Annotated in this window: 27 protein-coding genes; 14 read left to right on the top strand and 13 right to left on the bottom strand. The window is 72.1% G+C overall.

The genetic code is table 11. The features are described 5' to 3' along the window. Window positions 1-109 precede the first annotated feature (109 nt). Window positions 110-1405 carry an extracellular catalytic domain type 1 short-chain-length polyhydroxyalkanoate depolymerase gene (locus tag BJ965_RS34200; RefSeq protein ID WP_184917826.1) on the top strand — a complete coding sequence of 432 codons (1296 nt, stop codon included), beginning with the start codon at window positions 110-112 and terminating at the stop codon, window positions 1403-1405. Window positions 1406-1464: 59 nt separating this feature from the next. Here the strand turns inward: BJ965_RS34200 and BJ965_RS34205 are convergent, their stop codons facing one another. Next, the gene (locus tag BJ965_RS34205) at window positions 1465-2544 is read right to left on the bottom strand and encodes an NADH:flavin oxidoreductase/NADH oxidase (protein ID WP_184914290.1); all 1080 of its coding nucleotides are present in this window, start codon (window positions 2542-2544) and stop codon (window positions 1465-1467) included. Window positions 2545-2662: 118 nt separating this feature from the next. Here BJ965_RS34205 and BJ965_RS34210 point away from each other — a divergent pair, with 118 nt between their 5' ends. Beyond that, a complete protein-coding gene (locus BJ965_RS34210) occupies window positions 2663-3013 on the top strand; it encodes an ArsR/SmtB family transcription factor (protein ID WP_184917829.1) in 351 nt (116 codons plus the stop codon). A gap of 6 nt (window positions 3014-3019) precedes the next feature. On the opposite strand, the gene BJ965_RS34215 is transcribed toward BJ965_RS34210, so the two are convergent. Further along, window positions 3020-4363 carry an FAD-dependent oxidoreductase gene (locus BJ965_RS34215; protein WP_184914292.1) on the bottom strand — a complete coding sequence of 448 codons (1344 nt, stop codon included), beginning with the start codon at window positions 4361-4363 and terminating at the stop codon, window positions 3020-3022. A 209-nt stretch (window positions 4364-4572) separates the two neighbouring features. Here BJ965_RS34215 and BJ965_RS34220 point away from each other — a divergent pair, with 209 nt between their 5' ends. Next, window positions 4573-5031 carry a DUF6214 family protein gene (locus BJ965_RS34220; protein ID WP_184914294.1) on the top strand — a complete coding sequence of 153 codons (459 nt, stop codon included), beginning with the start codon at window positions 4573-4575 and terminating at the stop codon, window positions 5029-5031. Window positions 5032-5061: 30 nt separating this feature from the next. On the opposite strand, the gene BJ965_RS34225 is transcribed toward BJ965_RS34220, so the two are convergent. After that, window positions 5062-5715, bottom strand: coding sequence for a DUF305 domain-containing protein (locus BJ965_RS34225; protein ID WP_184914296.1), 654 nt, complete (start codon window positions 5713-5715; stop codon window positions 5062-5064). Window positions 5716-5903: 188 nt separating this feature from the next. On the opposite strand from BJ965_RS34225, the gene BJ965_RS34230 reads away from it, so the two are divergent. Next, the gene (locus BJ965_RS34230; protein ID WP_184914298.1) at window positions 5904-7406 is read left to right on the top strand and encodes an LVIVD repeat-containing protein; all 1503 of its coding nucleotides are present in this window, start codon (window positions 5904-5906) and stop codon (window positions 7404-7406) included. On the opposite strand, the gene BJ965_RS34235 is transcribed toward BJ965_RS34230, so the two are convergent. The 5 genes from BJ965_RS34235 to BJ965_RS34255 form a co-directional block, all read right to left on the bottom strand. Continuing rightward, on the bottom strand, window positions 7394-8080 hold the full coding sequence (locus BJ965_RS34235; RefSeq protein ID WP_184914300.1) for a TetR/AcrR family transcriptional regulator: 687 nt from the start codon (window positions 8078-8080) through the stop codon (window positions 7394-7396). The genes BJ965_RS34230 and BJ965_RS34235 overlap by 13 nt on opposite strands. Window positions 8081-8282: 202 nt before the next feature. After that, window positions 8283-8972, bottom strand: coding sequence for an HAD family hydrolase (locus BJ965_RS34240; RefSeq protein ID WP_184914302.1), 690 nt, complete (start codon window positions 8970-8972; stop codon window positions 8283-8285). Window positions 8973-9031: 59 nt separating this feature from the next. Beyond that, window positions 9032-9700, bottom strand: a complete 669-nt coding sequence (locus tag BJ965_RS34245; RefSeq protein WP_184914304.1) for a phosphatase PAP2 family protein — start codon at window positions 9698-9700, stop codon at window positions 9032-9034. Between the two features lie 170 nt (window positions 9701-9870). Further along, a complete protein-coding gene (locus BJ965_RS34250) occupies window positions 9871-10806 on the bottom strand; it encodes a M56 family metallopeptidase (RefSeq protein ID WP_184914306.1) in 936 nt (311 codons plus the stop codon). Window positions 10807-10905: 99 nt separating this feature from the next. After that, window positions 10906-11454 carry a DUF5134 domain-containing protein gene (locus BJ965_RS34255; protein ID WP_184914308.1) on the bottom strand — a complete coding sequence of 183 codons (549 nt, stop codon included), beginning with the start codon at window positions 11452-11454 and terminating at the stop codon, window positions 10906-10908. A 149-nt stretch (window positions 11455-11603) separates the two neighbouring features. Between BJ965_RS34255 and BJ965_RS34260 the strand changes: the two genes are divergently transcribed. Next, complete coding sequence (locus BJ965_RS34260) at window positions 11604-13274, top strand: FUSC family protein (protein WP_184914311.1); 1671 nt, start codon at window positions 11604-11606, stop codon at window positions 13272-13274. Window positions 13275-13489: 215 nt separating this feature from the next. Then, window positions 13490-14056 carry a MarR family winged helix-turn-helix transcriptional regulator gene (locus BJ965_RS34265; RefSeq protein WP_184917831.1) on the top strand — a complete coding sequence of 189 codons (567 nt, stop codon included), beginning with the start codon at window positions 13490-13492 and terminating at the stop codon, window positions 14054-14056. A 122-nt stretch (window positions 14057-14178) separates the two neighbouring features. Here the strand turns inward: BJ965_RS34265 and BJ965_RS34270 are convergent, their stop codons facing one another. Together BJ965_RS34270 and BJ965_RS34275 are read right to left on the bottom strand one after the other, a co-directional pair. Next, a complete protein-coding gene (locus BJ965_RS34270; protein WP_184914313.1) occupies window positions 14179-14940 on the bottom strand; it encodes a VOC family protein in 762 nt (253 codons plus the stop codon). An 883-nt stretch (window positions 14941-15823) separates the two neighbouring features. Then, window positions 15824-16216, bottom strand: a complete 393-nt coding sequence (locus tag BJ965_RS34275) for a VOC family protein (RefSeq protein WP_184914316.1) — start codon at window positions 16214-16216, stop codon at window positions 15824-15826. 70 nt (window positions 16217-16286) lie between these two features. Here BJ965_RS34275 and BJ965_RS34280 point away from each other — a divergent pair, with 70 nt between their 5' ends. Beyond that, window positions 16287-16823, top strand: coding sequence for a GNAT family N-acetyltransferase (locus BJ965_RS34280; protein ID WP_184914318.1), 537 nt, complete (start codon window positions 16287-16289; stop codon window positions 16821-16823). A 3-nt stretch (window positions 16824-16826) separates the two neighbouring features. Here the strand turns inward: BJ965_RS34280 and BJ965_RS34285 are convergent, their stop codons facing one another. After that, complete coding sequence (locus tag BJ965_RS34285) at window positions 16827-17510, bottom strand: glycerophosphodiester phosphodiesterase (protein ID WP_184914320.1); 684 nt, start codon at window positions 17508-17510, stop codon at window positions 16827-16829. A gap of 250 nt (window positions 17511-17760) precedes the next feature. Here BJ965_RS34285 and BJ965_RS34290 point away from each other — a divergent pair, with 250 nt between their 5' ends. From BJ965_RS34290 to BJ965_RS34310, 5 genes are all read left to right on the top strand, one after another. Beyond that, on the top strand, window positions 17761-19158 hold the full coding sequence (locus BJ965_RS34290; RefSeq protein ID WP_184914322.1) for a DUF6421 family protein: 1398 nt from the start codon (window positions 17761-17763) through the stop codon (window positions 19156-19158). Between the two features lie 41 nt (window positions 19159-19199). After that, on the top strand, window positions 19200-19946 hold the full coding sequence (locus BJ965_RS34295; RefSeq protein WP_184917834.1) for an SDR family oxidoreductase: 747 nt from the start codon (window positions 19200-19202) through the stop codon (window positions 19944-19946). Further along, window positions 19943-21013 carry a threonine aldolase family protein gene (locus tag BJ965_RS34300; protein ID WP_184914324.1) on the top strand — a complete coding sequence of 357 codons (1071 nt, stop codon included), beginning with the start codon at window positions 19943-19945 and terminating at the stop codon, window positions 21011-21013. Before BJ965_RS34295 ends, BJ965_RS34300 begins: the two co-directional genes overlap by 4 nt. A gap of 68 nt (window positions 21014-21081) precedes the next feature. Further along, complete coding sequence (locus tag BJ965_RS34305; protein WP_184914326.1) at window positions 21082-21654, top strand: transglutaminase-like domain-containing protein; 573 nt, start codon at window positions 21082-21084, stop codon at window positions 21652-21654. 10 nt (window positions 21655-21664) lie between these two features. Then, the gene (locus BJ965_RS34310; protein ID WP_184914328.1) at window positions 21665-22366 is read left to right on the top strand and encodes a B3/B4 domain-containing protein; all 702 of its coding nucleotides are present in this window, start codon (window positions 21665-21667) and stop codon (window positions 22364-22366) included. 19 nt (window positions 22367-22385) lie between these two features. Here the strand turns inward: BJ965_RS34310 and BJ965_RS34315 are convergent, their stop codons facing one another. Next, entirely contained in the window at window positions 22386-23114 is a 729-nt protein-coding gene (locus BJ965_RS34315) for a lysophospholipid acyltransferase family protein (protein ID WP_031106604.1), read from the bottom strand. A gap of 188 nt (window positions 23115-23302) precedes the next feature. Continuing rightward, the gene (locus BJ965_RS34320; protein ID WP_184914331.1) at window positions 23303-23719 is read right to left on the bottom strand and encodes a DUF4395 domain-containing protein; all 417 of its coding nucleotides are present in this window, start codon (window positions 23717-23719) and stop codon (window positions 23303-23305) included. 78 nt (window positions 23720-23797) lie between these two features. Here BJ965_RS34320 and BJ965_RS34325 point away from each other — a divergent pair, with 78 nt between their 5' ends. Together BJ965_RS34325 and BJ965_RS34330 are read left to right on the top strand one after the other, a co-directional pair. Then, complete coding sequence (locus BJ965_RS34325; protein ID WP_184917837.1) at window positions 23798-24211, top strand: thioredoxin family protein; 414 nt, start codon at window positions 23798-23800, stop codon at window positions 24209-24211. Window positions 24212-24294: 83 nt separating this feature from the next. Further along, window positions 24295-24786, top strand: coding sequence for a flavin reductase family protein (locus BJ965_RS34330; RefSeq protein ID WP_184914333.1), 492 nt, complete (start codon window positions 24295-24297; stop codon window positions 24784-24786). Window positions 24787-24837 lie beyond the last annotated feature (51 nt).

Raw genomic sequence — 24837 nt, forward strand, 5'->3', positions numbered from 1 at the left:
TCCATGTCACCATGCCGCATGGACGCTTCCTGAACCGCACCTCATGACGGAAGGAACGCCGGACGTGTCAGCCACCCCCCACCCCGCGGCGCCCAGACCCCCGTGGTCGATGCTCCTCACGCTCGTCGCCGCGCTGCTGCCGTTGCTCACCGCCACCGTGCTCGGCGCACCCGCGGCCGTCGCGGGCGAGCCCGCCCGCGATGCCGCCCGCGCGGGGGCCGTCCCCGCCGCCGCCCTCACCGAGGTCACCGACTTCGGCACGAACCCCAGCAACCTGCGCATGTACCTGTACGTTCCGGAGAACGTCACGCCGAAGCCGGCGGTCGTGGTGGCCGTGCACTGGTGCACCGGCTCGGGCCCGGACATGTACAACGGCACCGAGTACGACACCCTCGCCGACCGGTACGGATTCATCGTGCTCTACCCGTCCGTCACCCGCAGCGGCAAGTGCTTCGACGTCTCCTCGCCCCAGGCCCTGCGCCGCGGCGGCGGCAGTGACCCCGTCGGCATCAAGTCGATGATCGACTGGACCACCCGCACCTACGACGCCGACACCGGCCGCATCTTCGCCACCGGCATCTCCTCCGGCGCGATGATGACGAACGTCCTGCTCGGGGACTACCCCGACGTGTTCGCGGCGGGTGCCGCCTTCTCGGGCGTCCCGTTCGGCTGCTTCGCCACCACCGACGGCTCCGAGTGGAACAGCGCCTGCTCGGGCGGAACGATCATCCGCACCCCGAAGGAGTGGGGTGACCTGGCCCGGGGCGCGTACCCCGGCTACACCGGTTCCCGGCCCCGGATGCAGATCTGGCACGGCACCCAGGACGACGTCCTGCGCTACCCCAACTTCGGGGAGCAGATCAAGCAGTGGACCCATGTGCAGGGCGTGAGCCAGACACCCACCACCACCGACACGCCCCAGTCCGGCTGGACCCGCACCCGCTACGGCGGCACGGGTGACCGGGCCCCCGTGGAGGCCGTCAGTCTTCAGGGCGTGGGCCACAACCTGTACGCCCAGGGCATGGCGTCCCGCGTGCTCACCTTCTTCGGCCTGGACAGCTCCGGCCCGGCTCCCCAGCCCCAGCCCGGCGCCTGCAGGGTGACGGCCTCGGTGAACGCCTGGAGCACCGGCCTGACCGCGTCGGTGACCCTCACCAACACCGGCACGACAGCCGTCGACGGCTGGAAGCTCGGATTCACGCTGCCCGCGGGGCAGACGGTCACGGGCGGCTGGGGTGCCACGTACACGCCGTCGTCCGGGTCGGTCACCGCCACCAACGTCGCCTACAACGGCACCATCGCGCCCGGCGCGAGCGTGAGCATCGGCTATCAGGCGAGTCATGGCGGCAACAGCGCCGCCCCGGCCGCGTTCACGCTCAACGGAACGACGTGTGCGGCCGGTTGACGAGCCCGAGCGGGTGCCGGAGCGGACGGACCGGTTGACGGGCCCGAGCGGATGCCGGATCAGACCGACCGGTGGTACTGGTCCGGCACCCGCACCTCACCGCCGAGCTCCCGCGCCGCGTGCCGCGCCCACGAGGGGTTGCGCAGCAGCTCCCGGCCCAGCAGGACCGCGTCCGCCTCACCGTTGGCCAGGATCTTCTCGGCCTGCTCGACCTCGGTGATGAGCCCGACCGAGGCGACCGGCAGGGCCGTCTCGTTCTTCACCCGGGCGGCGAAGGGCACCTGGTAGCCGGGGCCGGTGGGGATGCGGACGCCGGAGGCGTTGCCACCGGTGGAGACGTCCAGCAGGTCGATGCCGTGGGCCCGCAGATCGGCGGCGAAACGGACCGTGTCGTCCGCGGTCCAGCCGCCGTCCTCGAGCCACTCGGTCGCCGAGACGCGGAAGAACAGCGGCTTGTCGTCCGGCCACACCTCCCGTACGGCGTCGACGACTTCGAGGGCGAACCGGGTGCGGTTCGCGTACGAGCCGCCGTAGGCGTCGGTGCGGTGGTTGGAGTGCGGGGAGAGGAACTCGTTGATCAGGTAACCGTGGGCACCGTGGATCTCGGCGACCTCGAAGCCGGCGGCGAGCGCGCGACGGGCCGCGGCCGCGAACTGCGCGACCACGTCCTCGATCTGGTCGACGGTCAGCTCGGACGGGACCGGGTGCCTGTCGTCGAACGCGAGCGGGCTCGGGGCGACGGAGTCCCAGCCGTGGGCGTCCGGGCCGACCGGGGCGCCGCCCTTCCAGGGGCGGTCCGTCGAGGCCTTGCGGCCGGCGTGGGCCAGCTGGATCGCCGGCACCGTGCCCTGTGCTGCGAGGAAGCGGGTGAGGCGGCGGAACGCCTCGACCTGCGCGTCGTTCCAGATGCCCAGGTCGTAGGGCGAGATGCGGCCCTGCGCCGACACCGCGGTCGCCTCGACGATGATCAGGCCCGTGCCGCCGGTGGCGCGGGCGGCGTAGTGCGCGAAGTGCCAGTCGGTGGGGACCCCGGTCTCCGGGCCCTCCGGCGCCGCCGAGTACTGGCACATCGGGGGCATCCACACGCGGTTCGGGATCGTCAGCTCGCGCAGGGTGTAGGGCTCGAAGAGCGCGGTCACGGCGGACTCCATTCGTCACGGGGCCGATGTCGACTCGTACGATAGGCACCGTAGTACGATGGATGTCAAACTACGAGGGTTCTCGTACTATGGAGTCCCCGAGGAACTGGAGCCCGCCGTGACGTCCCCCGCCGTCAGCAGTCGTGACCTGCCGCACCCCGCGTCCGACGAGATCAGGCTGGAGGACGTTCTGCACGCGCTCTCGGATCCGATGCGGCTGCGGATCGTGCGGGAGCTCTCCGGCGCGCGTGGCGAGTTGTCGTGCTCGCACTTCGATCTGCCCGTCACCAAGTCGACCACCACGCACCACTTCCGGGTGCTGCGGGAGAGCGGGGTGATCCGGCAGGTGTACCGGGGGACGGCCAAGATGAACGGGCTGCGGCGGGACGACCTCGACGAGCTCTTCCCGGGGTTGCTGGCCGCCCTCCTCGACGCCGCCGCCCGGCAGGCCGTCCGGCTCGCCGGCTGAGGGCCCTCAGGGCGCCTTGCCGGCCGCGGCCTTCAACAGGGACGGCCAGTCCGGGAGTTTGACCACGCCGCGGCCCAGTGAGGCACCCAGTTCCGCCTCCGCCCGCTCGATCGCCTGCCAGCCCGGCCATTCCACCGGGTCGGTTCCCGCTGCGCGCAGCGCCGTGAGGGGGTCGTCGGGCGCGGTCCGCCGCGCGAGGGCCGGCGCGTCCTCCAGGAGCGCGGTCGCCGTCTCCTTCGCGCACGGGCGGTTCGTGCCGATGACGCCCGTGGGGCCACGCTTGATCCAGCCCGCCACGTACTCGCCCGGGGCGACGGCACCCTCGCGCAGGATGCGGCCGGACAGATTCGGGACGGTGCCGGTGGCCGGGTCGAAGGGGAGGCCCTCCAGGGGGACTCCGCGGTAGCCCACCGAGCGCAGTACCAGCTGTCCCTCGATGACCTCATGGCGGCCGGTGCCCCTCACTCCGCCATGGCCGTCCGGGATCGTCCGCTCGAACCGCACGGCGTCCACATGGCCCTGCTGGGCGAGCAGTTCGGCCGGGCGGAGGAAGAACCGGAGGTGGATGCGGCGCGGGGCGCCCTTTGGGGTTGTCCCGGCCCAGCCGCGCAGGACCTCGACGTTGCGGCGCTGCGGGGCGGGCAGCGCGGAGGGGTCCGTGTAGCCCGGATCCAGGGCCAGTTCCGCCGGGTCCACGACGACGTCCGTCTCCGGCAGGGTGCCCAGCTCGCGCAGCTCCTTGGTGGTGAACCGGGCCTGGGAGGGACCGCGCCGGCCCACCATGTGGATCTCGGTGACCCGGCTGGCCGCCAGGGTGGTCAGGGCCGCCTGCGGCATGTCGGTGGAGGTCAGCTCGGCCAGTCCCCGGGCCAGCATCCGCGTGACGTCCACGGCGACGTTCCCCACCCCGATGACCACCGCCGACCGGGCGTCCCGCAGGAAACCGGCGTCCACGGCGTCCGGGTGGGCGCTGTACCAGGACACGAACTGCGTCGCCGACCAGCTCCCCGGCAGGTCCTCCCCGGGGATGCCCAGATGCCGGTCGGTGGCGGCGCCCACGCAGTACACCACCGCGTGGTACAGCTCCCGGAGCCGTGCCACGGTCACGCCGCCGGGGCCGATCCGCACACCGCCGAGGAAGCGCACCCGCTCGTGCTCCAGGACCGCGCGCAGGTTGTTCTGCAGCGACTTGATCTTCTCGTGGTCGGGTGCCACGCCGTAGCGGACGAGGCCGTAGGGGCACGGCAGCCGGTCCAGGACGTCGACGCGCACCTCGGAGTTCAGCTGGACCAGGCTCTGGGCGGTGTAGCACCCGCTGGGCCCGGAGCCTACGACGGCGACTCGCAGCACGGCGGAACTCCTTACCGGAGGGATCCGACGGATCTCAGGAGAGTGCTGACGCCACCAGCATCGCACTGTGCGGGCTCCGCTGACAGGGTGCAGTGCGCCGCCCGAGGCGCGTGTCCGATCTATAGGGAATGTGATCATGCGGTTACGTTGAGTGTGTGCTGGAAGCATCCTTTCTGAATCTTTCTGATCGCTCTCCGGCGGACGGTGCGGTGGCCGTGCGCCCCGCCTGGGAAGTGCGGGAGAACGAGGGCGCCACCCGGTGGTTTGAGTTCCGGCTGGCCTTCGCGGACGGCGCCCGGGTCGACGCGCTGGCCGTCGTGGGCGGCGGATGCGTCTGTGTCGAGGAGGTGCGCGCCCAGCCCGCACTGTCCCTCGACGACCTGGCGGTGCTCGCCGACTGGATCGAGGAGTCGGTGGCCGAGGCGTGCGGTGCCGGGCCAGGGCCCGACGGCTGGGGGAGTGAGGGGCGCCGAGCCCGCCCCGCCCGGCCACGCGGGGCGGAGGGGAGGCTGCTGGTGGCGCGGGAGTACCGCACGGCCCAGCGGGACGGCGCCGACCCGGTCCTCGCCGTGATGGGTGCGACGGGGCACAGTCGTCGCACGTCGCTCAGGCTGATCGGCCAGGCCCGGGACGCGGGCCTGCTGTCGCCGCGCCGCGCCCGGCGCTGAACCGGGACGAGGTCCCGCCCCGGGGCGCGGTCAGAGCATGCTCCGCATCCGTGTGATCTCGCTCGTCTGCTGCGCGATCACCTCGTCTGCCATCTCCTCGACGCGGACGTTGTTGCCCTGCCCCTTCACGTCCGTGGCCATGGCGATCGCACCCTGGTGATGGGTCGTCATCAGGGTCAGGAAGAGGTGGTCGAAGGTCTTTCCGTCGGCGGCGCGGAGCTTCTTCAGCTGGGCCCGCGTCGCCATGCCGGGCATCGTGGCGTGCTCGTGCCGCTCGGCCCTCAGTGGCTTGCCGTATGCCTTCAGCCAGCCCTTCATGGCCTCGATCTCCGGCTTCTGACCGGCCGCGATGCGCCCGGCGATCCGCTTCACGTCCTTCGACTCGGCGCGCCCCGGGGCGAGTTCGGTCAACACCAGGGCCTGTGCGTGGTGCTCGATCATCATCCGGACGTAGGAGACATCGGCCGAGTTGGGGGAGTCGTTCTCCGAGCGCCGGCCGGCGGCCTCCTCGGCGGACAGGGTGCGGTTCGCCTCGCCGGGCTCACCCGGCGCGATCACGGCGGGCCCGTCCGCGGTGGCCGGTTCGCGGTCCGGACCGGAGTCACAGCCTCCGGCCGTGAGCACGCCCAGGGCGACCAGCCCCGTCGTGACGGCGGACGCCCGGGACGCACGGCGGAAGAGCACAACGACCTCCTGTGGCCGACGAGTCGAAACGCGCCTCGGGTTGTGGACGACGTACACGCACGCTTCCGCGGGGCATCGGCCGGACAGCTTCATTGCGGCTGTTTCTCTCTATTGGTATGTCCATGACGAAGACGATACTGCGTGGTGCGTGAACCGTTCCGCAGTGAACGGAACCAGGGAGGAAAACAGTGATCCTGTTGAACGACCGCAGAACACGCCGCAGACGCCTGGGAGTTACCGTTGTGGCCGCCGGGCTGCTGGCCGCGCTCCTCACCGCGGCGCCGGCCGGGGCCACCCCCGACCCCGGGGACGCGCTGCCCGCGCCGAAGAAGGTCTCCAAGAGCGACCAGGAGGAGGTCCGGGAGGCCATCCGGAACGGCGACATACCCGGCCAGGACGAGATCGTCCACTCCGACAACATCCAGCACCTGGCCCACGTCCCCAAGGATGTGCTCCGGGGCACGAACTCGGACCTCGCCTTCCAGGGCAGGTACGCGTTCGCGGGCAACTACGACGGCTTCCGCATCTTCGACATCGGCAACCCCAAGGCGCCGAAGACGATCGCCCAGGTGCTGTGCCCCGGCTCGCAGAACGACATCTCCGTCTCCGGTGACCTGCTGTTCCTGTCCACGGACTCCTCGCGCAGCGACAGCAGTTGCTCCAGCACCACCCAGCCGGCGACCGAGAAGTCCTCGTGGGAGGGCATGAAGGTCTTCGACATCAGCGACAAGCGCAACCCGAGGTACGTCGCCGCCGTCGAGACCGCCTGCGGCTCACACACCCACACGCTGGTGCCCGAGCGCCGCAACGTCTACGTGTACGTCTCCTCGTACTCGCCGAACGCGGCCTATCCCGACTGCCGGCCGCCGCACGACGGCATCTCCGTCATCAAGGTGCCGCGCAGGGCCCCCGAGAAGGCCGAGGTCGTGGGCTTCCCCGTGCTGTTCCCCGGTGAGGGGCCGGACGGCGGCGGCAACCCGGGCGGACCCACCAACCCGGGCGTGTCCAAGACCACCGGCTGCCACGACATCACCGTGCTGCCGTCGAAGGACCTGGCCGCGGGCGCCTGTATGGGCGACGGGATCCTGCTCTCCATCAAGGACCCGGAACACCCGGAGGTCATCGACCGCGTGCAGGACAACGTGAACTTCGCGTTCTGGCACTCGGCGACCTTCAACCAGAAGGCGAACAAGGTCGTCTTCACCGACGAGCTGGGCGGTGGCGGCGCGGCCACCTGCAACGCGGAGATCGGCCCCGACCGGGGCGCCGACGGCATCTACGACATCGTCGGCAAGGGCGACAAGCGCAAGCTCGTCTTCCGCAGCTACTTCAAGATCCCCCGCCACCAGGCGGACACCGAGAACTGCGTCGCCCACAACGGCTCGCTGATCCCGGTCAAGGGCAAGGACATCATGGTCCAGGCCTGGTACCAGGGTGGCGTCTCGGTCTGGGACTTCACCGACTCGGCCGCGCCGAAGGAGATCGCCTACTTCGACCGCGGCCCGCTGACCACCGACACGATCAAGTCCGGTGGCTCCTGGTCCGCGTACTACTACAACGGCTACATCTACTCGAACGAGTACGCCCGGGGCTTCGACGTCCTGAAGATCGACGACCGCCGCACGGACCCGGCCCGCCGGGTCCACCAGCGTGAGCTCAACGTCCAGACGCAGCCGGACTACTTCGACTGACCCCGCGGGTCGCGCTCCGGTGCGGCCCCGGTCGCGAAGAACCGCGACAGATCCTTGTCGCCCCTCCCGCCGCAGGCTCCGGTCTCCGGCGGGAGGCCCAGCTCCCAGCCGAGCCGGTAGCGCTTGAACAGTTCGGCCCGCAGCACCCGCACCGGCATCGGCGCCCCCGGCACCAGGGCCGCGTACACCGCGCCCATCAGCAGGGCGCGCATCATCGGGTAGTCGCTGTCGACGTCCCGAGACCCGTGCCGGGCCATGGTGTCCCGCAGCAGCTCGGCCAGCCGCCGCTGCTCCGGGCACTGCATGAAGCCCTCGGCCTGCAGTATCCCCGCCATGTGCTGGCGCATCAGCACGGGCCGGTCCCGGGCCAGACCCAGGATCGCGTCGATGGCCCGGGCCATCCGCTCCCGGCCGTCCTCCGTGCGCGGCTCGCGCTCCAGGGCCTCCTCCAGCGTGCGGTGCATCAACCGGTGCACGGCGGACTGCACCAGCTGGCGCTTGCCGGGGAAGTAGTACGACACCAGACCCCGGGCCGATCCCGCCCGGTCCGCGATGTCGCCGAGCGTGGTCGCGTCGTAGCCGTGTTCACCCACCAGCTCGACCGCCGCCTGCAGGAGCCGCTCCCGGGAACGCCGCCGCAACTCTTCGTTCACCGAGGCGCTACGCGGAGACATGCTGCAACTCCTGTGTTGACTGGCTGCCAGCCAACTATACTCGGAGAGTCCGGCCAACACCTGTCAGGTCTGGGCCGGCGATGGCGTCTGCCTCGGGCGACGCGGGGGATCGTCCGAGGCGGGCGTTCCATCGGCCCCGGTAGTGTCCTTGGGCTACTTTCGATATCGACCCGCCGCCCACATGGACGGTATGCCCGTCGTCTCAGCTCACCAGATCCAGGACCGGCCGCAGCCCGTCCGGCCGGTCTGCCGCCGGCAGGTGGTCCACGAAGTGCACCCCGCACCCCAGTGCGGCGGCGCCGCCGTCCGCCCGGCGGTCGTCGCCGACCATGAGGGTGGTGCGCGGATCGGCTCCGAGCGCCTCGCAGGCGATGCCGAACAGCCGCGGGTCGGGCTTCTGGATGCCGTGCTCGAACGACAGGACGTATGTGTCGACGTAGGGGTCCAGGCCGTGCGCGCGGAAGACCGGCCGCAGGTCCCAGCCGATGTTGCTGACCACGCCGACGGGAACGCCCCGCTCCCGCAACGCGCGCAGCACCTCGGCGGCGTCCGGGTACGGGGCCCACGCGGCCGGGGTCATGTGGCGGTCGTACAGGGCGTCGTGCAGCGCCGGGTCGGGGAGCGGGACCTGCCGGGCGAGACCGGTGTAGGCCGCCCGGTGCAGGGCGGCGCTGCGATCCCGGATCAGCCAGGCGTCCGCCAGTTCCTCCGGCACCCGCGCGGGATCACCACCGCCGGGCAACGCCCCCACCGCCTCCAGAGCCGAGACCGCTGCGGTCAACTCGGGCTCCGTGAGCCGGACATCGGCCCCGGCGAGGGCGCCACGCAGCCAGGAGTCGGTGGACTCGACTCGGAAGAGGGTTCCGGAGAAGTCGAAGAGCACGGCCGTCATGGGGCGATCCTACGAGCCGCGGGCCGCCGCGGCCGAACGACGGTCAGGCGGCGACGGGTTCACGGCTGCCGGCGCCGGTGCACCCACACCGCCAGGGCCACCACCGTCATGCCCAGCAGCCAGCCGCCCACCACGTCCGACGGCCAGTGGACACCGAGCCAGATCCGGGTCAGCCCCACCCCGACCACGGAGACGACGGCCACGGCCACGGCCGTACGCCACATGGCCCGGCCCACGCCGTGCCGGTGCAGGAGCCACAGCAGCAGGCCGCACACCACCGTGGCCGTCATGGCGTGGCCCGACGGGAACGCCGAGTAGTGGGCCGAGTCGACGGGATCGGGCCAGACCGGGCGGGGACGGTCCACCGCGGCCTTGACGCCCTGCTGCAGCAGCGTGCCCAGCGCGACGGCCAGTGCCAGCCACAGCGCCGTCCAGCGCGCCGCCCACCGCACCACCAGCCACACGACGACGGCCGCGCACAGCAGACGCATCGTCCACGGATCCCACACCCAGTCCGTGAGGATGCGGCACGCCTGGGTGAGGCCCGGTTCGTCGACCGCCCAGCGGTGGGTGGTGTCGGCGATGTCCCCGTCCGCGCTGATCAACGGGCTCCATCTCGCCGCGACGAGGGTCAGCAGCAGCGCCGAGCACAGGGCCAGGACGCCGGCGAGACCGGCGGTGGTGCGGTGCTCCGGACGGGGCGGGGAGTCGACGGACGAAGTGTGCATACAGCGATCCTCGCCGAACCGGGGGGTCCGGATCCAGTACGGGGGCGATCTTCCGTCACCGCAGCGGCATGCATCGGCCGCCGACGGAGACCCCCTGGCGCCCCGCGCCAGGGGAGTCGGCCCACCCGGGCGTTCCGGGGCGGGGGCGTCGGTACGCCCGGGCGCTCCGGCTACCCCAGGGCCCGCAGCCCCGGCACGAACGCCACCAGCACCGGCACCACGGGGACCAGCGCGGCCACCGCCGTCAGCCGCAGACGCCGGGCCGCGGTCAGCCGGTCCGGGGGAGTGAGCAACCGGTGTACCCGGGCCGGGACATGGGCCTGTGGAGTCGGGCAGGGCCCGAACACGCCGCGGTGCTCGTTCAGTTCGACCAGCGCCAGGGCTGTCGTGAGGCGGCCGAAGCGGCGCGATGCCGTGTCGTCGGCGGCGAGTTCGACCAGGCGGTGCATCTCGTCGCGGAACGCGGCGAACACCGGTACCTGCGGAAAGCCTCCGGCGAGAGCCGAGGAGCAGTTCAGCAGCCAGTCGTGCCGGGCCCGGGCGTGGCCCTGCTCATGGGCGAGCACCGCGTCCAGCTGCCGGCCCTTCAGCCGGCGCAACGCGGCCGTGGTGACGACCAGTTGCGGGGGAGTGCCGGGCTGCCACCAGGCGTCGGGCTGCTCGCTCTCCAGGACGACGAGCCGGCCGGAGACGGCCACCTCGCCCGGCAGCAGCGGAGCCCGGACCAGCAGATCGGCGCGCCGGCGGCGGCGTCGCGCGCGGGCCCTGCCGACCTCGTGGACCAGCATCGCCGCGCTCCACAGGCCGGCGCCGGCCAGCGCTACCGCCGTCGTCGCGGCCCAGGGTCCCGCCGTGCCGAGGACGTAGGCCTCCACGACCGCGCGCGGGGCCGTGGCGAAGAGGTGCCCGCCGACCGCGTGCCAGGCCGCCGCGGCACTGAGCGTCATGGACAGCGCGCAGCACACGAGGACGGCCGCCACCACGCACTGCCACACCCACAGCGCCACCACCGGCTCACGGTCCGGCCAGTCCGCCCGGGCGAGCAGCCGGGGGGCGGTCACGGCGGTCACGGCGCCGAGCAGCAGCAGCGCGGCGGTGAGCATCATGAGGGCAGCCTATGAGTGCGGCCCCGCTCACGGGTACGCCTTGTGCCGTCAAAGTGACGCAGGCAACGGATCCGTTGGGCACGGCGGTTCCGGTCCGGTTCACAGCGTGAGCAGCATCGCCACCATCGCGATCCCCATGGACAGCCGGCAGGCCCGGGCCAGTTCCGGCCGGTCGCCCCACCCGGCTCGAACGCCGCCCCCGGCCACGGCGGTCACCGGTACCAGGCGGACCCCGGCCAGCAGCACGTAGGCGGCGAAGTAGAGCAACAGCGCCCCCGTCAGGAGCGGGACTCCCGATCCGCCCCGGCCGTGCGCGTGTCCGGGGGAGCCGGCCATGACGAGGGACATGTAGACCATCGCCGCGGCCCCCACCAGGTGGTGGAGATGGTGCGTGCCCGTCCGCGCCGCCCACAGCGCGTGGACCCCCGCCGCCCCGAACACCAGCGCGTAGACGGGCCAGGCCCACGAAGGCGGAGTGAACACCGCCGCCGGGATGGCCATCGCGGCCATCCCGAAACCCATCAGCGCCTCGCCGCCCGCCGCACTGCGCTGCTCCTCGGCGCCGCTGCGCATCCGCGCCAGACAGTAGGCACCGGTCACCGCGCAGAGCGCCACCAGCAGCCAGCCTGACGAAGCCGGTCCGTGCACGCGCACCTCCCCGTTCGACGGTCGGTCATTCGATGCCCGGACCATGCGGCGCGCACGCAAGCGCAAGGGTGTACACGGGGAGCATTCGACGGAGCACGTCAGGTGAAGGGAGGTGCTTTACGGGTAAAACACCTGTTAATCTTGCCGTCATGAGCAGTGCTCCCCCCACCCCTTTCGCCCCACCCGCCCGGCGTCTCCCCCTGGCGGGTGTGCTGCGCCTCGCCAAGCCCTCGGAGATCTGGTTCAAGCCCGCGCTGAGCGTGGTCGCGGCGATCGCCCCGCCCGCCTTCACCCTCCTGGCGCTCGGCCGGCTCGACCTCGTGATGTACGCGATGGCCGGGTCCCTGTGCGCGCTGTACGCCCACAGCCGGCCGTACGCCGCACGGGCGCGGGCCCTGGTGTGGGTCGTGCTGGGCATGCTCGGCGGGCTCGGCGTGGCCCTGGTCGCGGCCTCGCTCACCGGCAGCGCCGTCGTCCTGGTCACCGTCGGCGCGTTGCTGGCCGCCGCCCAGAAGGTGCTGTGCGACGCCACCCGGGTCGGCCCGCCGGGCAACGTCGTCCTCACCTTCGTCAGCTCCGCCTCCCTGTTCGCGCCGCAGACCCTCGCCCAGGTGCCCGGCCACCTGGCGCTGGCCGCCGCGACGGGCGCGTGGGCCTGGCTGGTCTGCATGGCGCCCGCGCTGGTGCGGCCGCACGGACCGGAGCGCCGCGCCACCGCCGCCGCACTCAGGGCCGCCGCCGGGTACGCCGACACCGGCGGAACCGGGGAGGGCCACGCCCGGGCCCGCGCCGCGGGCTATGCCGCCGTGCAGGCCGCCTGGCAGTCGCTGCTGTCCACCAGCGCCCCCTCCCGGACCCGGCGGGCCCTCGAACGCCTCGTCGTCCGCGCCGAGGTCGCCCTCGCGGCGCCGGCGCAGGCGGAGGCGGGCCGGCTGCGCGCGTGGGCGGGCTCGCTGCGCGGCACCGGCCCCGTCCCGGAGGCCGGACTGCCGCACGCGGCCGCCGACGAACTGCTCGGCGTGGCCGCGGCCCGGCCCCTCTGGTCGCGGCTGGGCCCGCTGACCCCGCTCGCGGCACGCACCGCGCTCGGCTGCGCGCTGGCCGGCTACGCCTCCCTCGCCCTCGGGATCGGCCGCCCCTACTGGGCGCTGGTCACCGCGGCCTCGCTGTACCAGGCGAACATCGCGCTGACCTGGAGCCGGGCCGTCCAGCGGGTCGTGGGCAACGTCGTCGGCGTGCTCGTCTTCCTGGCCGTCGTGCCGCTCGCGCACCTGGGCCCGGCGGCGCTCGTGCTGTGCTGCCTCGCGTTCAGCTTCGGTGCGGAGGTGCTGATCAGCCGGAACTACTGGCTCGGCAGCGTCTGTGTGACGCCCATGGCCCTGCTCATCACGGAGTTCGCCGGATACCAGGAGGCCGGGACGCTGATGAGGGAGCGGGTCGTGGACACCGTCGTCGGCGCGCTGGTCGGGTTCGTCGCCGCCGTCGCGGTCACCAACCGGCGCGCGGGCGACCGCGTCGAACGCGCGCTGGCCGCCGCCGACCGGGCCCGCGAGCACACCGCCCGCCTCCTGGCCGAGCCCGATCCCGGCCCCGGCCCCACGGCACTGGAATCCGCCCGCCGCGGCCTCGCCGTCGCCCTGTCCGAACTGCGCGCCACGGCCGACGCCGCCGCCGGTGAATGGTGGCAGCGGGCCCTGCCCCAGGAGCGGGTCGTGCTCGCCGAACAGTCCGGACACCGTACGCTCGCCGCGACGGCCCGACGCCAGGGCCTGCTCCCGGAGCGGGACCCGGCCACCGAAACGGAGGACGCACGGCCATGACGCCGACCGAAGGACCATCGCCCACGGGACGCGACGGGGGACGGGCCCCGCAGCCGGGGGACGAGGCAGAGCCGGTGGCGGAGGGACGGGTGGCCGACGTGGGGGCAGCGGCCGGAGGGGCGCCCGTCGAGGGCGCTCGGGCCGCCGGGGGCGAGGGTCCCGAAGGGCGTTCGGCCGAGGGGCGGGCAACCGCCGCCGGCGATCCGGTTCACGACCTGGCCGACGAAGCCGGCCCGGACGCCGGGTTCCACGGCGAAGCCGATCCCGGCGGCGGCCGGCGGGGCGACACGGTGGCCGCCGTCGTCAAGCAGTGGCAGACCGTGCGGCCCGGGCTCGACACCGGTCCGATGGAGATCATCGGTCGGATCAACCGCTGTGCCGCGCTGCTGCAGCAGGCCGAGGACGCTCCGCTGCGCCGGGCGGGCCTCAGCCGGCCCGAGTTCGATCTGCTGGGCGCGCTGCGCCGCACCGGGCACGAGCTGACGCCTGGAGAGCTCGCCCGGGAGACCTTCTCCTCGGGCGCCGCGGTCACCAAACGCCTCAAGCAGCTGACCGAGCGCGGTCTGGTCGAGCGGCGCGGGGACACCCGGGACCGCCGGGTCGTCCACCTCCGCCTCACCGACGCCGGACGCGACCTGGTCGACGGCATCCTCCCCGTCCAGCTCGCCTACGAGACCGCCGTGCTGTCCGGCCTGGACGGCCCGGAGCAGGGCGAACTCGCCGCACTGCTCGGGGAGTTGCTCAGCCAGCTCGAAGGGCGGCTCGGCGTGCTGCGGGCCTGAACCGCACAGTCGTGAAGGACGCCCTCGTCCCCTCCGGGCAGGTCGCAGGCAGAACGCCGGGGGAGCCGGATGACACTTTCGGCGCACGTCACGGCGCGCTCCCGCCGTCGCACACCGCCGTCTCAGCCCTCGTCGCCCGCCCGGTACACGCCGAACATCGCCCCCTGCGGATCCCGGAGCACCGCGATGCGCGGACCGTCGGGCACGGAGGTGGGCACCATCAGGACCGTGCCGTGCCGCTGGACGACGGCGGTGGTGTCGTCCACGTCGGCGACGGCGAAGTACGGCAGCCAGTGCGCCGGCACCTCGGGCGGGAACTTCTCGTCCATCGTCACCATGCCGCCGAAGTCCGCGCCGCCGACGCCCCACTGGGTGTAGCGGTCCGACGGAGCCACCGTCCAGCCGAACACCCGCGTGTAGAAGGACACGGCCCCCTCCGGGTCCCGCGTCATCAGCTCCACCCAGCCCAGCGATCCGGGAGCGTTGAACAGACCGGCGCCGGGGAAGGTCCCCGCCTGCCACAGCTGGAACACGGCACCGCCCGGATCGGCGGCCACCGCGAAACGGCCCATGTCGAACACGTCCGCCGGGCCGAACAACAGCGTCCCGCCCGCCTCCGTCACCGCACGGACGGTGTCGTCCGCGTCGGTCACCGCGAACGACACGTTCCACGCGACCGGCTGCGAGGGCTGGTACAGCGGGGCGAGCGCTGCCACGGCCGCTTCCCCGAGGTGCGCGACGGTGTAGCCGCCGACCTCCTGCCGCGCGTCCGTCTCGGGCCGCCAGCCGAACAGCCGCGTGTAGAACCGCCGGGCCGCGTCCAGGTCGCTGGTCCCCAGCTCGGTCCAGCAGGGGCCGCCGGTCACCGGTGCGTCGAGCTTCATGGCGTTCCTTCCACGAGCGGCGGGGGCAGGCCCCCCGGGGCCCCTCCAGCACGCTAAGCCGCCCCCTGGGCTCCCTGCCATCCGGGACAACCCACCGGTGTGTCGCCGCGGCCCGGGACCCGCCCGGCACCGCGTGGCGGCCTCCGGCTCCGTCTGCTGCGCCACCGGGCGGATGCCGAGGCCGGCGCGGCCCACCGGGAGACCGCGAGATCAACTGGTGCGTCCACCGCCCGGCGGCGCCCCTCCGGCCGGACGCCGACCTCGCCGCGGACCTGCTGGTGAGGCATGCCTCGCACGGTTCGCCCGCTGGAGCGCCCGCGTACGGTACGCCGACGGATCCCTGCCCGCCCCGCTCGTCCACGGCCTTCCCCGCAACTGGCCCCACGTCCGGGCCCTCTACGAAGGCGCGGGGTTCCGGCACACCGCCGGCGACACCGAGGCCATCCTGATCGCCCGGGTGGCCGGCCTGCCGGACCGCGAGCCCCGGCAGGGCGGCACGGCCGAGCGCACGCTGGGGGGGTGCGGACCCGCTTCGTGGTCCGGGCGGAGGGAAGGACACTCGGTCACATCGAGATCGACAAGGCACCGGCCGGCCCGGAGCCACGCTCGCGCGGGCGGTCCCGCCGGCATCGGCAACCTGTCCATCGACCCCGAGCCGGCCGCGGCGTCCGCGAACTCCGCTCCGAAGGCCCCGCGCAGCTCGGCGCCGGCCTGGGGCACGGCCGCTCCGGCCGGTTCGCAGGCGACGAGCCGGTCGACGCCGTACAGCCGCAGCCGGTCGGCGGCCGGGTGACCGACCGTGCTTCGTTCGCCCTCCTGGCCGGACCGGGCTTTCGCGAACTCACCCGGACGGACCGGGGGTGGGAGAGCGCCCGGAGCGAGCTCAGATACCCGGCCGGTAGCGCATCGGGTGGTCCGCCGGTACCTCGACCAGCACGATCGGCGTCCCGTCCGGATCCGCGATCCACATCTCGACCAGCCCCCAGGGTTCCTGCACGGGCGGCCGCACGATGTCCACGCCCTTCGCCCGCAGTTCCTCCTGTGCCGCGGCCGCGTCATCGACCTGCAGCCACAGCCGTACGGCGGGCGCCGGGGGCGTCTCGGACCGGCCGGAGACCTCCAGGAAGCCGCCGCCCATGAAGAAGACCGTGCCGCGCTCCGCTCCCGTGCCGAACTCGCGGTAGACGGCGAGGCCGAGCTGCTCGCCGTAGAAGGCCCGGGACCGCTCGGGGTCGGTGGGGCGGAGCAGGATCCGGCTGCTGAGTACATGCACCATGCAGCGGAGCTTAGTGGCGGCGTTACGCTCATCCCTGCCCGAGCCGCGCCACATACGGAGACGTACGCCCATGGAGACCGCCGCCGCACTGACCTTCCGCGATGCCACCGACGCCGACGTCGACGAGCTGGTCGCGCTGATCGAGTCGGCGTACCGGGGCGACGACAGCCGGGCCGGGTGGACCACCGAGGCGGACATCCTCGAAGGGCAGCGCACCGACCCGGAGGGGGTGCTGGAGGTCATCAAGTCGCCCGACAGCCGGCTCATGACCGTGGAGCGGGACGGCAGGGTCGTCGCCTGCTGTCAGCTGGAGCACCAGGGCGACCACGCCTACTTCGGGATGTTCGCCGTCAGCCCCCTGCTCCAGGGCGCGGGCCTCGGCAAGGTGATCATCGCGGAGGCGGAGCGGCAGGCCCGCGCGACCTGGGGGGTGCGGGAGATGCAGATGACCGTGATCTCCGTGCGTGACGACCTCATCGCCTGGTACGAGCGGCGTGGCTACCGCCGTACGGGACGGATGACCCCGTTCCCGTACGGCGACGAGCGCTTCGGCGTCCCGCAGCGCGACGACCTCCAGTTCGAGCTGCTGGTCAAGGAGCTCGGCTAGCCGCTACGCCGTGAAACGGCCCGTGCGCTTGATGTCCGGGTGGTCGGTGGTCGCGCCGTCCAGACCGAACGCCCGGACGAGGCGCAGCTGGTCCTGTGTGTTCACCACCCAGCCGATGATCTTGAGGTCGGCCTTGCGGGCCCGCTCCACGATCTCCAGGGTGAGCCTGCGGATGTTCAGGCAGACGGTCTCGGCGCCGGCCTGGACGGCGCGGTCCACGATGTCGGTGCCGTAGCGGCTGGCGATCAGCGCGGTGCGCACTCCCGGCACCAGTGGCTTGATCTCGGCGATCGCCTCGTCGTGGAACGAGGACACCTCCACCCGGCCGGCCAGTCCGCGCTCGTTCATGACCTCGGCCAGGGCGCGCGCCGCCTGGGCGTCCTTGATCTCCGCCTGGAGCGGCGACTGCACGGCCTCCAGGACCTCCTCGAAAACCGGGACCCGCTCGCCCCGGCCCGCGTCCAGGGCCCGCAGCTCGGCGAGGGTCTTCTCGGCGATCGGCCCGGTGCCGTCGGTCGTGCGGTCCACATCCGTGTCGTGCATGACGACGAGCGCGCCGTCCTTGCTCAGATGCAGATCGAGTTCGATGGCGTCGAGCCCCGCCTCCTGGGCGGCGACGAAGGACCGGAGGGTGTTCTCGGGTTCCACACCCATGATTCCGCGGTGACCGATGGTGAGGAAGTTCAAGACGCGACTCTCTTCCGTCGACAGGCGGCACTGGGGGCCTGACCGGCCCCCCTGACCGTATCGCCTGGACCCGCCCTGTGCAGAGAGTGAGGGCATGGTCGCCGTGCATCCGGGCAGAAGCGTGACCGGCAGGAAAAAGTGCGGTGAAGGAGCGGGTCGGGCAGGATAATTTCCCGGGTTCACCCTTGCTGGGAGGAACCTCGTGTGTATACGGTCTGCATACGTGAGATTCTCCCGTGGAAGGTGGGACATGACGGAAATTCTTGTGCAGGTGGGTTCGGAGGAAGGTCTTCCTCCCGTGGCCAGGGTGGTGGAGCACCCGGCATGGCCCGTGCTCAAGGATGCCGTGGAGCGGATCCGGCCATGGCAGTCCAAGGACGGGTCGATCGACTTCGACGCCGAGGGCGCGCCCGACCCCGCCGACGCCGAGCTCGCGGTCCGCCAGGTCGCCGACGCCGTCCTGGAGCTCTCCCCGCTGCTCCCGCACGACGGTGCCTACCACGAGGCCCTGGTCAAGGACCTGACCCGGTGGGCCGACAGTGGCTTCCAGGTGCCCGACTTCCTCGACTCGCTGCTGGCCTTCCAGCCCGCCGCGAACCGCGCGGACGGCCTCCAGCACCTCGTCGTCTTCCCCATGTACACGCAGAACGGCAACCCGGACCGCAACCTCGAGGCGGTCGTGCTCCGCATGGTCTGGCCGGACTGGCTGGCCGAGCTGGAGCGCACCCGCTACGACAACCCGCTGTTCTGCGGCATCACGTTCGAGGACTTCACGGCCGGCTACGACACCAACTCGGCCGTCCTGTTCCCCGAGACCATCGCCGTGCGCGAGGCGCCGGAACGATTCACCTGGGGCGGCATCTTCTGCGACCGCGAGGCCGCCCGCTTCCGCCGGGTGACCGACGCCGCCGTCGACATCCTCAGCCTGGAGCTGCCCGAGGACGTCGCCGCGATGGTCCACGACCAGAAGCGCTGCGAGGAGGCGTTCGTCCTGTGGGACATGGTCCACGACCGCACCCACAGCCACGGCGACCTGCCCTTCGACCCGTTCATGATCAAGCAGCGCCAGCCGTTCTGGATGTACGGCCTGGAGGAGCTGCGCTGCGACCTCACCGCCTTCAAGGAGGCCGTGAAGCTGGCGGCGGACGGCGTCCCGCAGGCCCGTGACGTGCAGGTCGCGGTCCTCTTCGACCGCATGTTCCGCTTCCCCGTTACCGGCGAGCGCGTCCGCAACTACGACGGCCTCGGCGGCCAGCTCCTCTTCGCCTACCTGCACAAGCACGACGTCGTCCGCTGGACCGACAACAGGCTCACCATCGACTGGGAACGCGCCCCGCAGGTCACCAACCAGCTGTGCGCCGAGATCGAGGACCTGTACCGCGACGGCATCGACCGCCCGAAGCTCGTCCACTGGTTCGCCGGGTACGAGCTGGTCTCCACCTACCTCTCCCCGCACCCGGGTTCGAAGTGGGCCAAGGGCCCGGACGCCCTGGACACGACGCAGCCGCCGCGCAAACTCGTCGATGACGTGCTTCCGGACGAGTTTCCGCTGAGCATGTTCTATGAGGCACTGTCCAAGAAGCTGAAGAACGTGATCGCCTCCACCAAGGGCATCACGGCGGACAGCGCCGAGCGGATCGCGGCGTGAGCGATCGGCGTACCGAGAACACTGCTCAGGAGGCGAAGATCATGGGGAACGGGGCGCTCAGCGGTGCGGTGATCGCGGTGGCCGGAGCGGGCGGGCCCGCGGGCCGGGCCGCGCTGCTCAGGCTGGCCGAGGCGGGAGCCACCGTCATCGGCTCGGACAACGATCCGGAACGGCTGGTGGAGGCGGTGGACGCGGCGCGCTATGCGACCGGCGGCGCCACCGTCACCGGTGACACGGTCGATCTGCTGAACCTGGAGGCCACGCGCGACTGGGCCACCCGCATCGAGAAGGACTTCGGCCGCGTCGACGGCCTGGTCCACCTCGTCGGCGGCTGGCGCGGCAGTGAGACCTTCACCCGGACCAGCCTCGACGACTGGGACTTCCTGGAGATGCTGCTGGTCCGTACGGTGCAGCACACCTCCCTCGCCTTCCACGAAGGGCTCCAGCGCAGCGACCGTGGCCGGTACGTGCTGATCAGCGCCGCGGGCGCCAGCAAGCCCACCGCGGGCAACGCCGCCTACGCGGCCGGCAAGGCGGCGGCCGAGGCGTGGACGCTGGCCATGGCCGACTACTTCCGCAAGGCCGGGGGCGCCGAGGGGCCGACGTCGGCTGCTGCGATCCTGGTGGTGAAGGCGCTGGTCCACGACGCGATGCGCGCCGACCGGCCCAACGCGAAGTTCGCGGGCTTCACCGACGTCAAGGACCTGGCCGAGGCCATCACCGAGGTCTGGGAGAAGCCCGCCGCAGAAGTGAACGGAAACCGTCTGTGGCTCACCGAGAAGCCGTGAATCCGCCGAAGACCGATGCCCGTCGCCATCACGACCCCGAGGTCCGCGGTTTCGCCAGCGACAACTACGCCGGGGCCCACCCGGAGGTCCTCGCCGCCCTGGCCCTGGCCAACGGCGGGCACCAGGTCGCGTACGGCGAGGACGCGTACACGGAGAACCTCCAGCAGGTCATCCGCAGCCATTTCGGGCCCACGGCCGAGGCCTTCCCGGTCTTCAACGGCACCGGCGCGAACGTCGTCGCGCTCCAGGCGGTCACCGACCGCTGGGGCGCGGTGATCTGCGCGGAGAGCGCGCACATCAACGTCGACGAGTGCGGCGCCCCGGAACGCGTCGGCGGCCTGAAGCTGCTGACCGTTCCGGCGCCCGACGGCAAGCTCACGCCCGAGCTCATCGACCGGCAGGCGTACGGCTGGGACGACGAGCACCGCGCGATGCCGCAGGTCGTCTCCATCGCCCAGGCCACCGAACTGGGCACGGTCTACACGCCGGACGAGATACGCGCCCTGTGCGAGCACGCCCACGCGCACGGTATGAAGGTGCACCTGGACGGCTCGAGGCTGGCCAACGCCGCAGCCGCCCTGAACGTCCCGATGCGGACGCTCACCAACGCCGCCGGGGTCGACATCCTCTCCCTGGGCGGCACGAAGAACGGTGCCCTGTTCGGCGAGGCCGTCGTGGTCCTCAACCAGGACGCCGTCAGCCACATGAAGCACCTGCGCAAGCTGTCCATGCAGCTCGCCTCCAAGATGCGCTTCGTGTCGGTGCAGTTGGAGGCCCTGCTCGCCCGGGACCTGTGGCTGCGCAACGCCGGCCATGCCAACGAGATGGCCCAGCGCCTCGCCGAGGGCGTGCGGGCCGTGCACGGGGTGGAGATCCTCTACCCCGTGCAGGCCAACGCGGTCTTCGCCCGGCTGCCCCACGATGTGAGCGAGCGCCTCCAGAAGCGGTTCCGCTTCTACTTCTGGGACGAGACCGCGGGCGACGTCCGCTGGATGTGCGCGTTCGACACGACCGAGGAGGACGTGGACGCGTTCGTGGCGGCCCTGAAGGAAGAGATGGCCCGCTAGACGCATAAGTATGCGGCAGAGCGTAAATGAATTGACGAGGGAGTGATCCCTCCTTACGCTCTGCCGTCATGCAGCTGATCCAGCAGACCCCCGACCTCTCCGCCTACTTGGCCGCTGACGAGGCGATCGACCATCACCATCCGCTCGTGCGGGAAACGGCGGCGAGGCTCGCCGACGGGGTGACCGACTCGTATGAGTATGCGCGGGCGGCCTTCGAGTTCGTTCGCGACACCATTCCGCACTCGCAGGACTCCGGTGATCTCCGCGTCACCTGGCGCGCCTCCGACGTCCTGGAGCAGCGCACCGGCATCTGCTACGCCAAGGCCCACGCGCTGGCCGCGCTGCTGCGGGTCGAGGACATCCCCGCCGCGCTGTGCTACCAGAGGTTCGACGAGGTGCACGGGCTGGTCGCCGTGCGGTTCAACGGCGCATGGCACCGGCAGGACCCCCGGGGCAACAAGCCGGGTGTCGATGCCCGGTTCTCCCTCAACGGTGAGTGGCTCGCCTTCACGCCCGACCCGGCGTCCAATGAACTGGACTACCCAGTCTTGTATGCTGCACCGCATCCGGTCGTGCTGGACGCCCTCACGGCAGCCCGCGACCGGCCGCACCTGTGGCAGACGCTCCCCACCGCACTCTGAGGCAACGACCATGACGCTCACGCTGACCGTGTCCGACGACGTACGCGCCCTCGCACCCGGCTTCACCCACGTCGCGATCGAGGCGCACGGCCTGGTCAACGGGCCGAGCACCGAGGCCGGTTCCGCCCTGCTGGACGACGCGGCGCGACGGCTCGCCGCGCGACTGGACGGCCGTGCCCCGCACGAGGACCCGCACATGGCCGCCTGGCGCCAGGCCTACACGGCCTTCGGCTCGAAGCCGTCCCGGACCCGCAACTCGGCGGAGGCGCTGGCCAAGAGGGCCCTCTCGGACGCCGGACTGCCCCGCATCAACCTGCTCGTCGACCTCTACAACGCCGTCTCCGTCGCCCATCTGATCCCCGTCGGCGGTGAGGACATCGACCGCATCGAGGGCGGCATGCGCCTGATCCGTGCCACGGGGCGGGAGGACTTCGTGACCGTCGCCGGCGGCGCGGAGACCGTCGAGCACCCCGACGCGGGCGAAGTGGTGTGGTGCGACGACGCGGGCGTGACGTGCCGCCGCTGGAACTGGCGCCAGGGCCCGCGCACCCGGCTCACCGAAAAGACGACGTCGGGCGTGTTCCTGCTGGAGAGCCTGGCGCCGATGCCGGTCGCCGAGGTGACGGCGGCCGCGGCGGAACTCGCCGGATTGCTGGCGGAGTTCAGCCCGGGAGCGGACATCGCCGTCCGCGCTCCGGAGTCCTCGGCCTGAGCCCTCGGCCGGGCGGGCGTCAGTGCGCCTCGGCCGCCCGCACCTGCTCCGGCGTCGGGGCCGTGCCGCCAAGATGGGCGGGCATCCACCAGGTGTCGTCCGGACCCTTGGGGCGGACGGGGTAGGCGCGCTGGGCGGCCTCCAGGAGCTCCTGGACGCGCTCCCGCAGCTGGCGCGTGATGGCACCCGCGTACTTGTCGCGGGAGGCCTCGATCGCCTCGCCCACCCGGATCGTGATGGGGATGTGGCTGCGCTTGAAGTTGCGCGGGTGACCCTTGGTCCACAGCCGCTGCGTGCCCCACACCGCCATCGGGATCAGCGGGACGCCGGCCTCCTGGGCCAGGCGCGCCGCGCCCGACTTGAAGCTCTTCAGCGTGAACGACTGCGAGATCGTCGCCTCCGGGAAGACCCCGACGATCTCGCCCGACCGCAGCGAGTCCAGGGCGTGCGCGTAGGCCGCCTCGCCCTGCTTGCGGTCCACCGGGATGTGCTTCATGCCGCGCATCAGCGGGCCGGAGATCCGGTGCCGGAAGACGGACTCCTTCGCCATGAAACGCACGAGACGTTTCTGCGGCAGCGCCGCCAGGCCGTCGAAGACGAAGTCCAGGTAGCTGATGTGATTGCTCACCAGCACGGCGCCGCCCGAGCGCGGGATGTTCTCCGAACCCTGGAGGTCGATCTTGAGGTCCCACACCTTGAACAGCGTGCGGGCGAAACCGACGACGGGACGGTAGACGAGCTCTGCCATGGGCGGGTCGGACCCTTCCTGCTCTGCCTGGGAAGGGATTCCCAGTGGAAAGTTACGCAGCCGTAGGTTTACGGCTTGTCGCAGATGGTGCCCGAAGAACGGCCGGGTAGCCAGTCCTCGTGCCCGTCGGCGGCGAGATTCTCGTCACGTCGCCCACCCGGTTCCCACCTCGGTCTTTTGCGCCCCCATTACCCCGCACGCACCGTCATCCGCCGCACGAGCAGGTACAACTCGCAGCCCAGGCAGTACCCGAACGCAGCATTGAGGAAGGCAGCGGCGAGCGCGGCGCCGGTCGCCGCGAGTCCCAGCCAGCCGGGTCCCAGGGTGAGGCCGACGAGCCCGAGCCCGGCGAAGAGCAGCCCCACCGCCTGGGCGAAACGCGGCGGTTCGGGCGCCTCGAACTCCGTCGGCGGTCCGAGCCGCGGCCGTACGGCCCTGGCGAACAGCAGGCCGTAGGGGGAGCGCCCGACCCCGCCTGCCGTGCCGAGCAGGAACGCCAGCGTCTGCCAGGCCAGCAGCCAGGCATTCCCGGTGACCAGTACGACTGCCAGCACGGTGGCCGTGACGGCCGCGCCGAAACGCGGCCCCCTCACATCGATGTCCATGGGAACCAAGCATTCCGCAGCACGGCCGTGAGAAGGGGGCGGGAATCTTTGCGGTCTCGTGAACGCTTGCAGCAGGTGATGACCGGACTGGTGGTGTGCGTGGTGGTGCTCGCGACGGCGAGCGCCTACGGAGTGCTGCAACGGCGGCGGAGCGGGAGAGTGCGGGTGCGCGGGCGCGACGACGGCAAGCGGCTCGATGCGGCGGACTTGGGTGCGGAACTCGGCGAGCGGGCCACGCTCGTGCAGTTCTCCAGCGCGTTCTGCGCGCCCTGCCGGGCGACCCGGCGGGTCCTCGGCGAGGTCGCCGCGGTGGTGCCGGGCGTGATCCACGTCGAGATCGACGCCGAGGCACACCTGGACCTCGTACGGCGGCTGGACATCCTCAAGACACCGACCGTGCTGGTCCTCGACGCCGACGGACGCGTGGTGCGGCGGGCCGCGGGGCAGCCGCGCAAGGCTGACGTGATCGCCGCACTGGGGGAGGCGGTGTGACGGATGTGACGCCGCCAGTGAGTCATCTCCCACATCACGGAACGAACTTGACTGCGCATACCATTTATCGTCAGCCTGACCCCATGCCTGCGGACCTTCTCGCCACGCCCGACCTCCTGCGCTCGGTCTTCCGGCGGCACGCGGCGGGAGTCGCCGTCATCACCGCTCGTGGCGAGGCCGGACCGGTGGGCTTCACCGCCACCTCCCTGTCGTCCGTCTCCGCCGAGCCGCCCCTGCTGTCCTTCGGCGTCGGTACCGGCTCCTCCAGCTGGCCCGCGATCGCGGCGGCGGACCACGTCGGTGTCCACATCCTCGGCGAGCACCAGCAGGAGCTCGCCGCCACGTTCGCCCGCAGCGGCGCCGACCGCTTCGGCCCGCCCACTCTCTGGCGGGAGGGCCCCGAGGGCGTTCCGGTCCTCGACGGCGTGGTGGCCTGGCTGGTGGGCCGGGTCGTCGCCCGCGTGCCCGCCGGGGACCACCGGATCGTGCTCGCCGAGGTCGTGCACGGCGACCCCTCGGGCACCGGCCGCCCCCTCCTCTACCACCAGGGACGATTCCAGCGTCTGCGCGACTGAACCGGGCTCCCCCCGGCTGCGTGACCGTCGAGTTCCGGTTACGCTGCGTTG

The organism is Streptomyces luteogriseus, assembly GCF_014205055.1.
Classification (GTDB): Bacteria; Actinomycetota; Actinomycetes; order Streptomycetales; family Streptomycetaceae; genus Streptomyces; species Streptomyces luteogriseus.

What these genes read in the sequence shown, in the direction of transcription:
- BJ965_RS34245 (WP_184914304.1), bottom strand. Translation starts at nt 9,700, where the DNA reads ATGCACACTTCGTCCGTCGACTCCCCGCCCCGTCCGGAGCACCGCACC.
- BJ965_RS34295 (WP_184917834.1), top strand. Translation starts at nt 19,200, where the DNA reads ATGGGGAACGGGGCGCTCAGCGGTGCGGTGATCGCGGTGGCCGGAGCG.
- BJ965_RS34320 (WP_184914331.1), bottom strand. Translation starts at nt 23,719, where the DNA reads ATGGACATCGATGTGAGGGGGCCGCGTTTCGGCGCGGCCGTCACGGCC.
- BJ965_RS34310 (WP_184914328.1), top strand. Translation starts at nt 21,665, where the DNA reads ATGACGCTCACGCTGACCGTGTCCGACGACGTACGCGCCCTCGCACCC.
- BJ965_RS34250 (WP_184914306.1), bottom strand. Translation starts at nt 10,806, where the DNA reads ATGATGCTCACCGCCGCGCTGCTGCTGCTCGGCGCCGTGACCGCCGTG.
- BJ965_RS34260 (WP_184914311.1), top strand. Translation starts at nt 11,604, where the DNA reads ATGAGCAGTGCTCCCCCCACCCCTTTCGCCCCACCCGCCCGGCGTCTC.
- BJ965_RS34280 (WP_184914318.1), top strand. Translation starts at nt 16,287, where the DNA reads ATGGAGACCGCCGCCGCACTGACCTTCCGCGATGCCACCGACGCCGAC.
- BJ965_RS34325 (WP_184917837.1), top strand. Translation starts at nt 23,798, where the DNA reads ATGACCGGACTGGTGGTGTGCGTGGTGGTGCTCGCGACGGCGAGCGCC.
- BJ965_RS34330 (WP_184914333.1), top strand. Translation starts at nt 24,295, where the DNA reads ATGCCTGCGGACCTTCTCGCCACGCCCGACCTCCTGCGCTCGGTCTTC.
- BJ965_RS34235 (WP_184914300.1), bottom strand. Translation starts at nt 8,080, where the DNA reads ATGTCTCCGCGTAGCGCCTCGGTGAACGAAGAGTTGCGGCGGCGTTCC.
- BJ965_RS34270 (WP_184914313.1), bottom strand. Translation starts at nt 14,940, where the DNA reads ATGAAGCTCGACGCACCGGTGACCGGCGGCCCCTGCTGGACCGAGCTG.
- BJ965_RS34305 (WP_184914326.1), top strand. Translation starts at nt 21,082, where the DNA reads ATGCAGCTGATCCAGCAGACCCCCGACCTCTCCGCCTACTTGGCCGCT.
- BJ965_RS34275 (WP_184914316.1), bottom strand. Translation starts at nt 16,216, where the DNA reads ATGGTGCATGTACTCAGCAGCCGGATCCTGCTCCGCCCCACCGACCCC.
- BJ965_RS34290 (WP_184914322.1), top strand. Translation starts at nt 17,761, where the DNA reads ATGACGGAAATTCTTGTGCAGGTGGGTTCGGAGGAAGGTCTTCCTCCC.
- BJ965_RS34315 (WP_031106604.1), bottom strand. Translation starts at nt 23,114, where the DNA reads ATGGCAGAGCTCGTCTACCGTCCCGTCGTCGGTTTCGCCCGCACGCTG.
- BJ965_RS34200 (WP_184917826.1), top strand. Translation starts at nt 110, where the DNA reads ATGCTCCTCACGCTCGTCGCCGCGCTGCTGCCGTTGCTCACCGCCACC.
- BJ965_RS34240 (WP_184914302.1), bottom strand. Translation starts at nt 8,972, where the DNA reads ATGACGGCCGTGCTCTTCGACTTCTCCGGAACCCTCTTCCGAGTCGAG.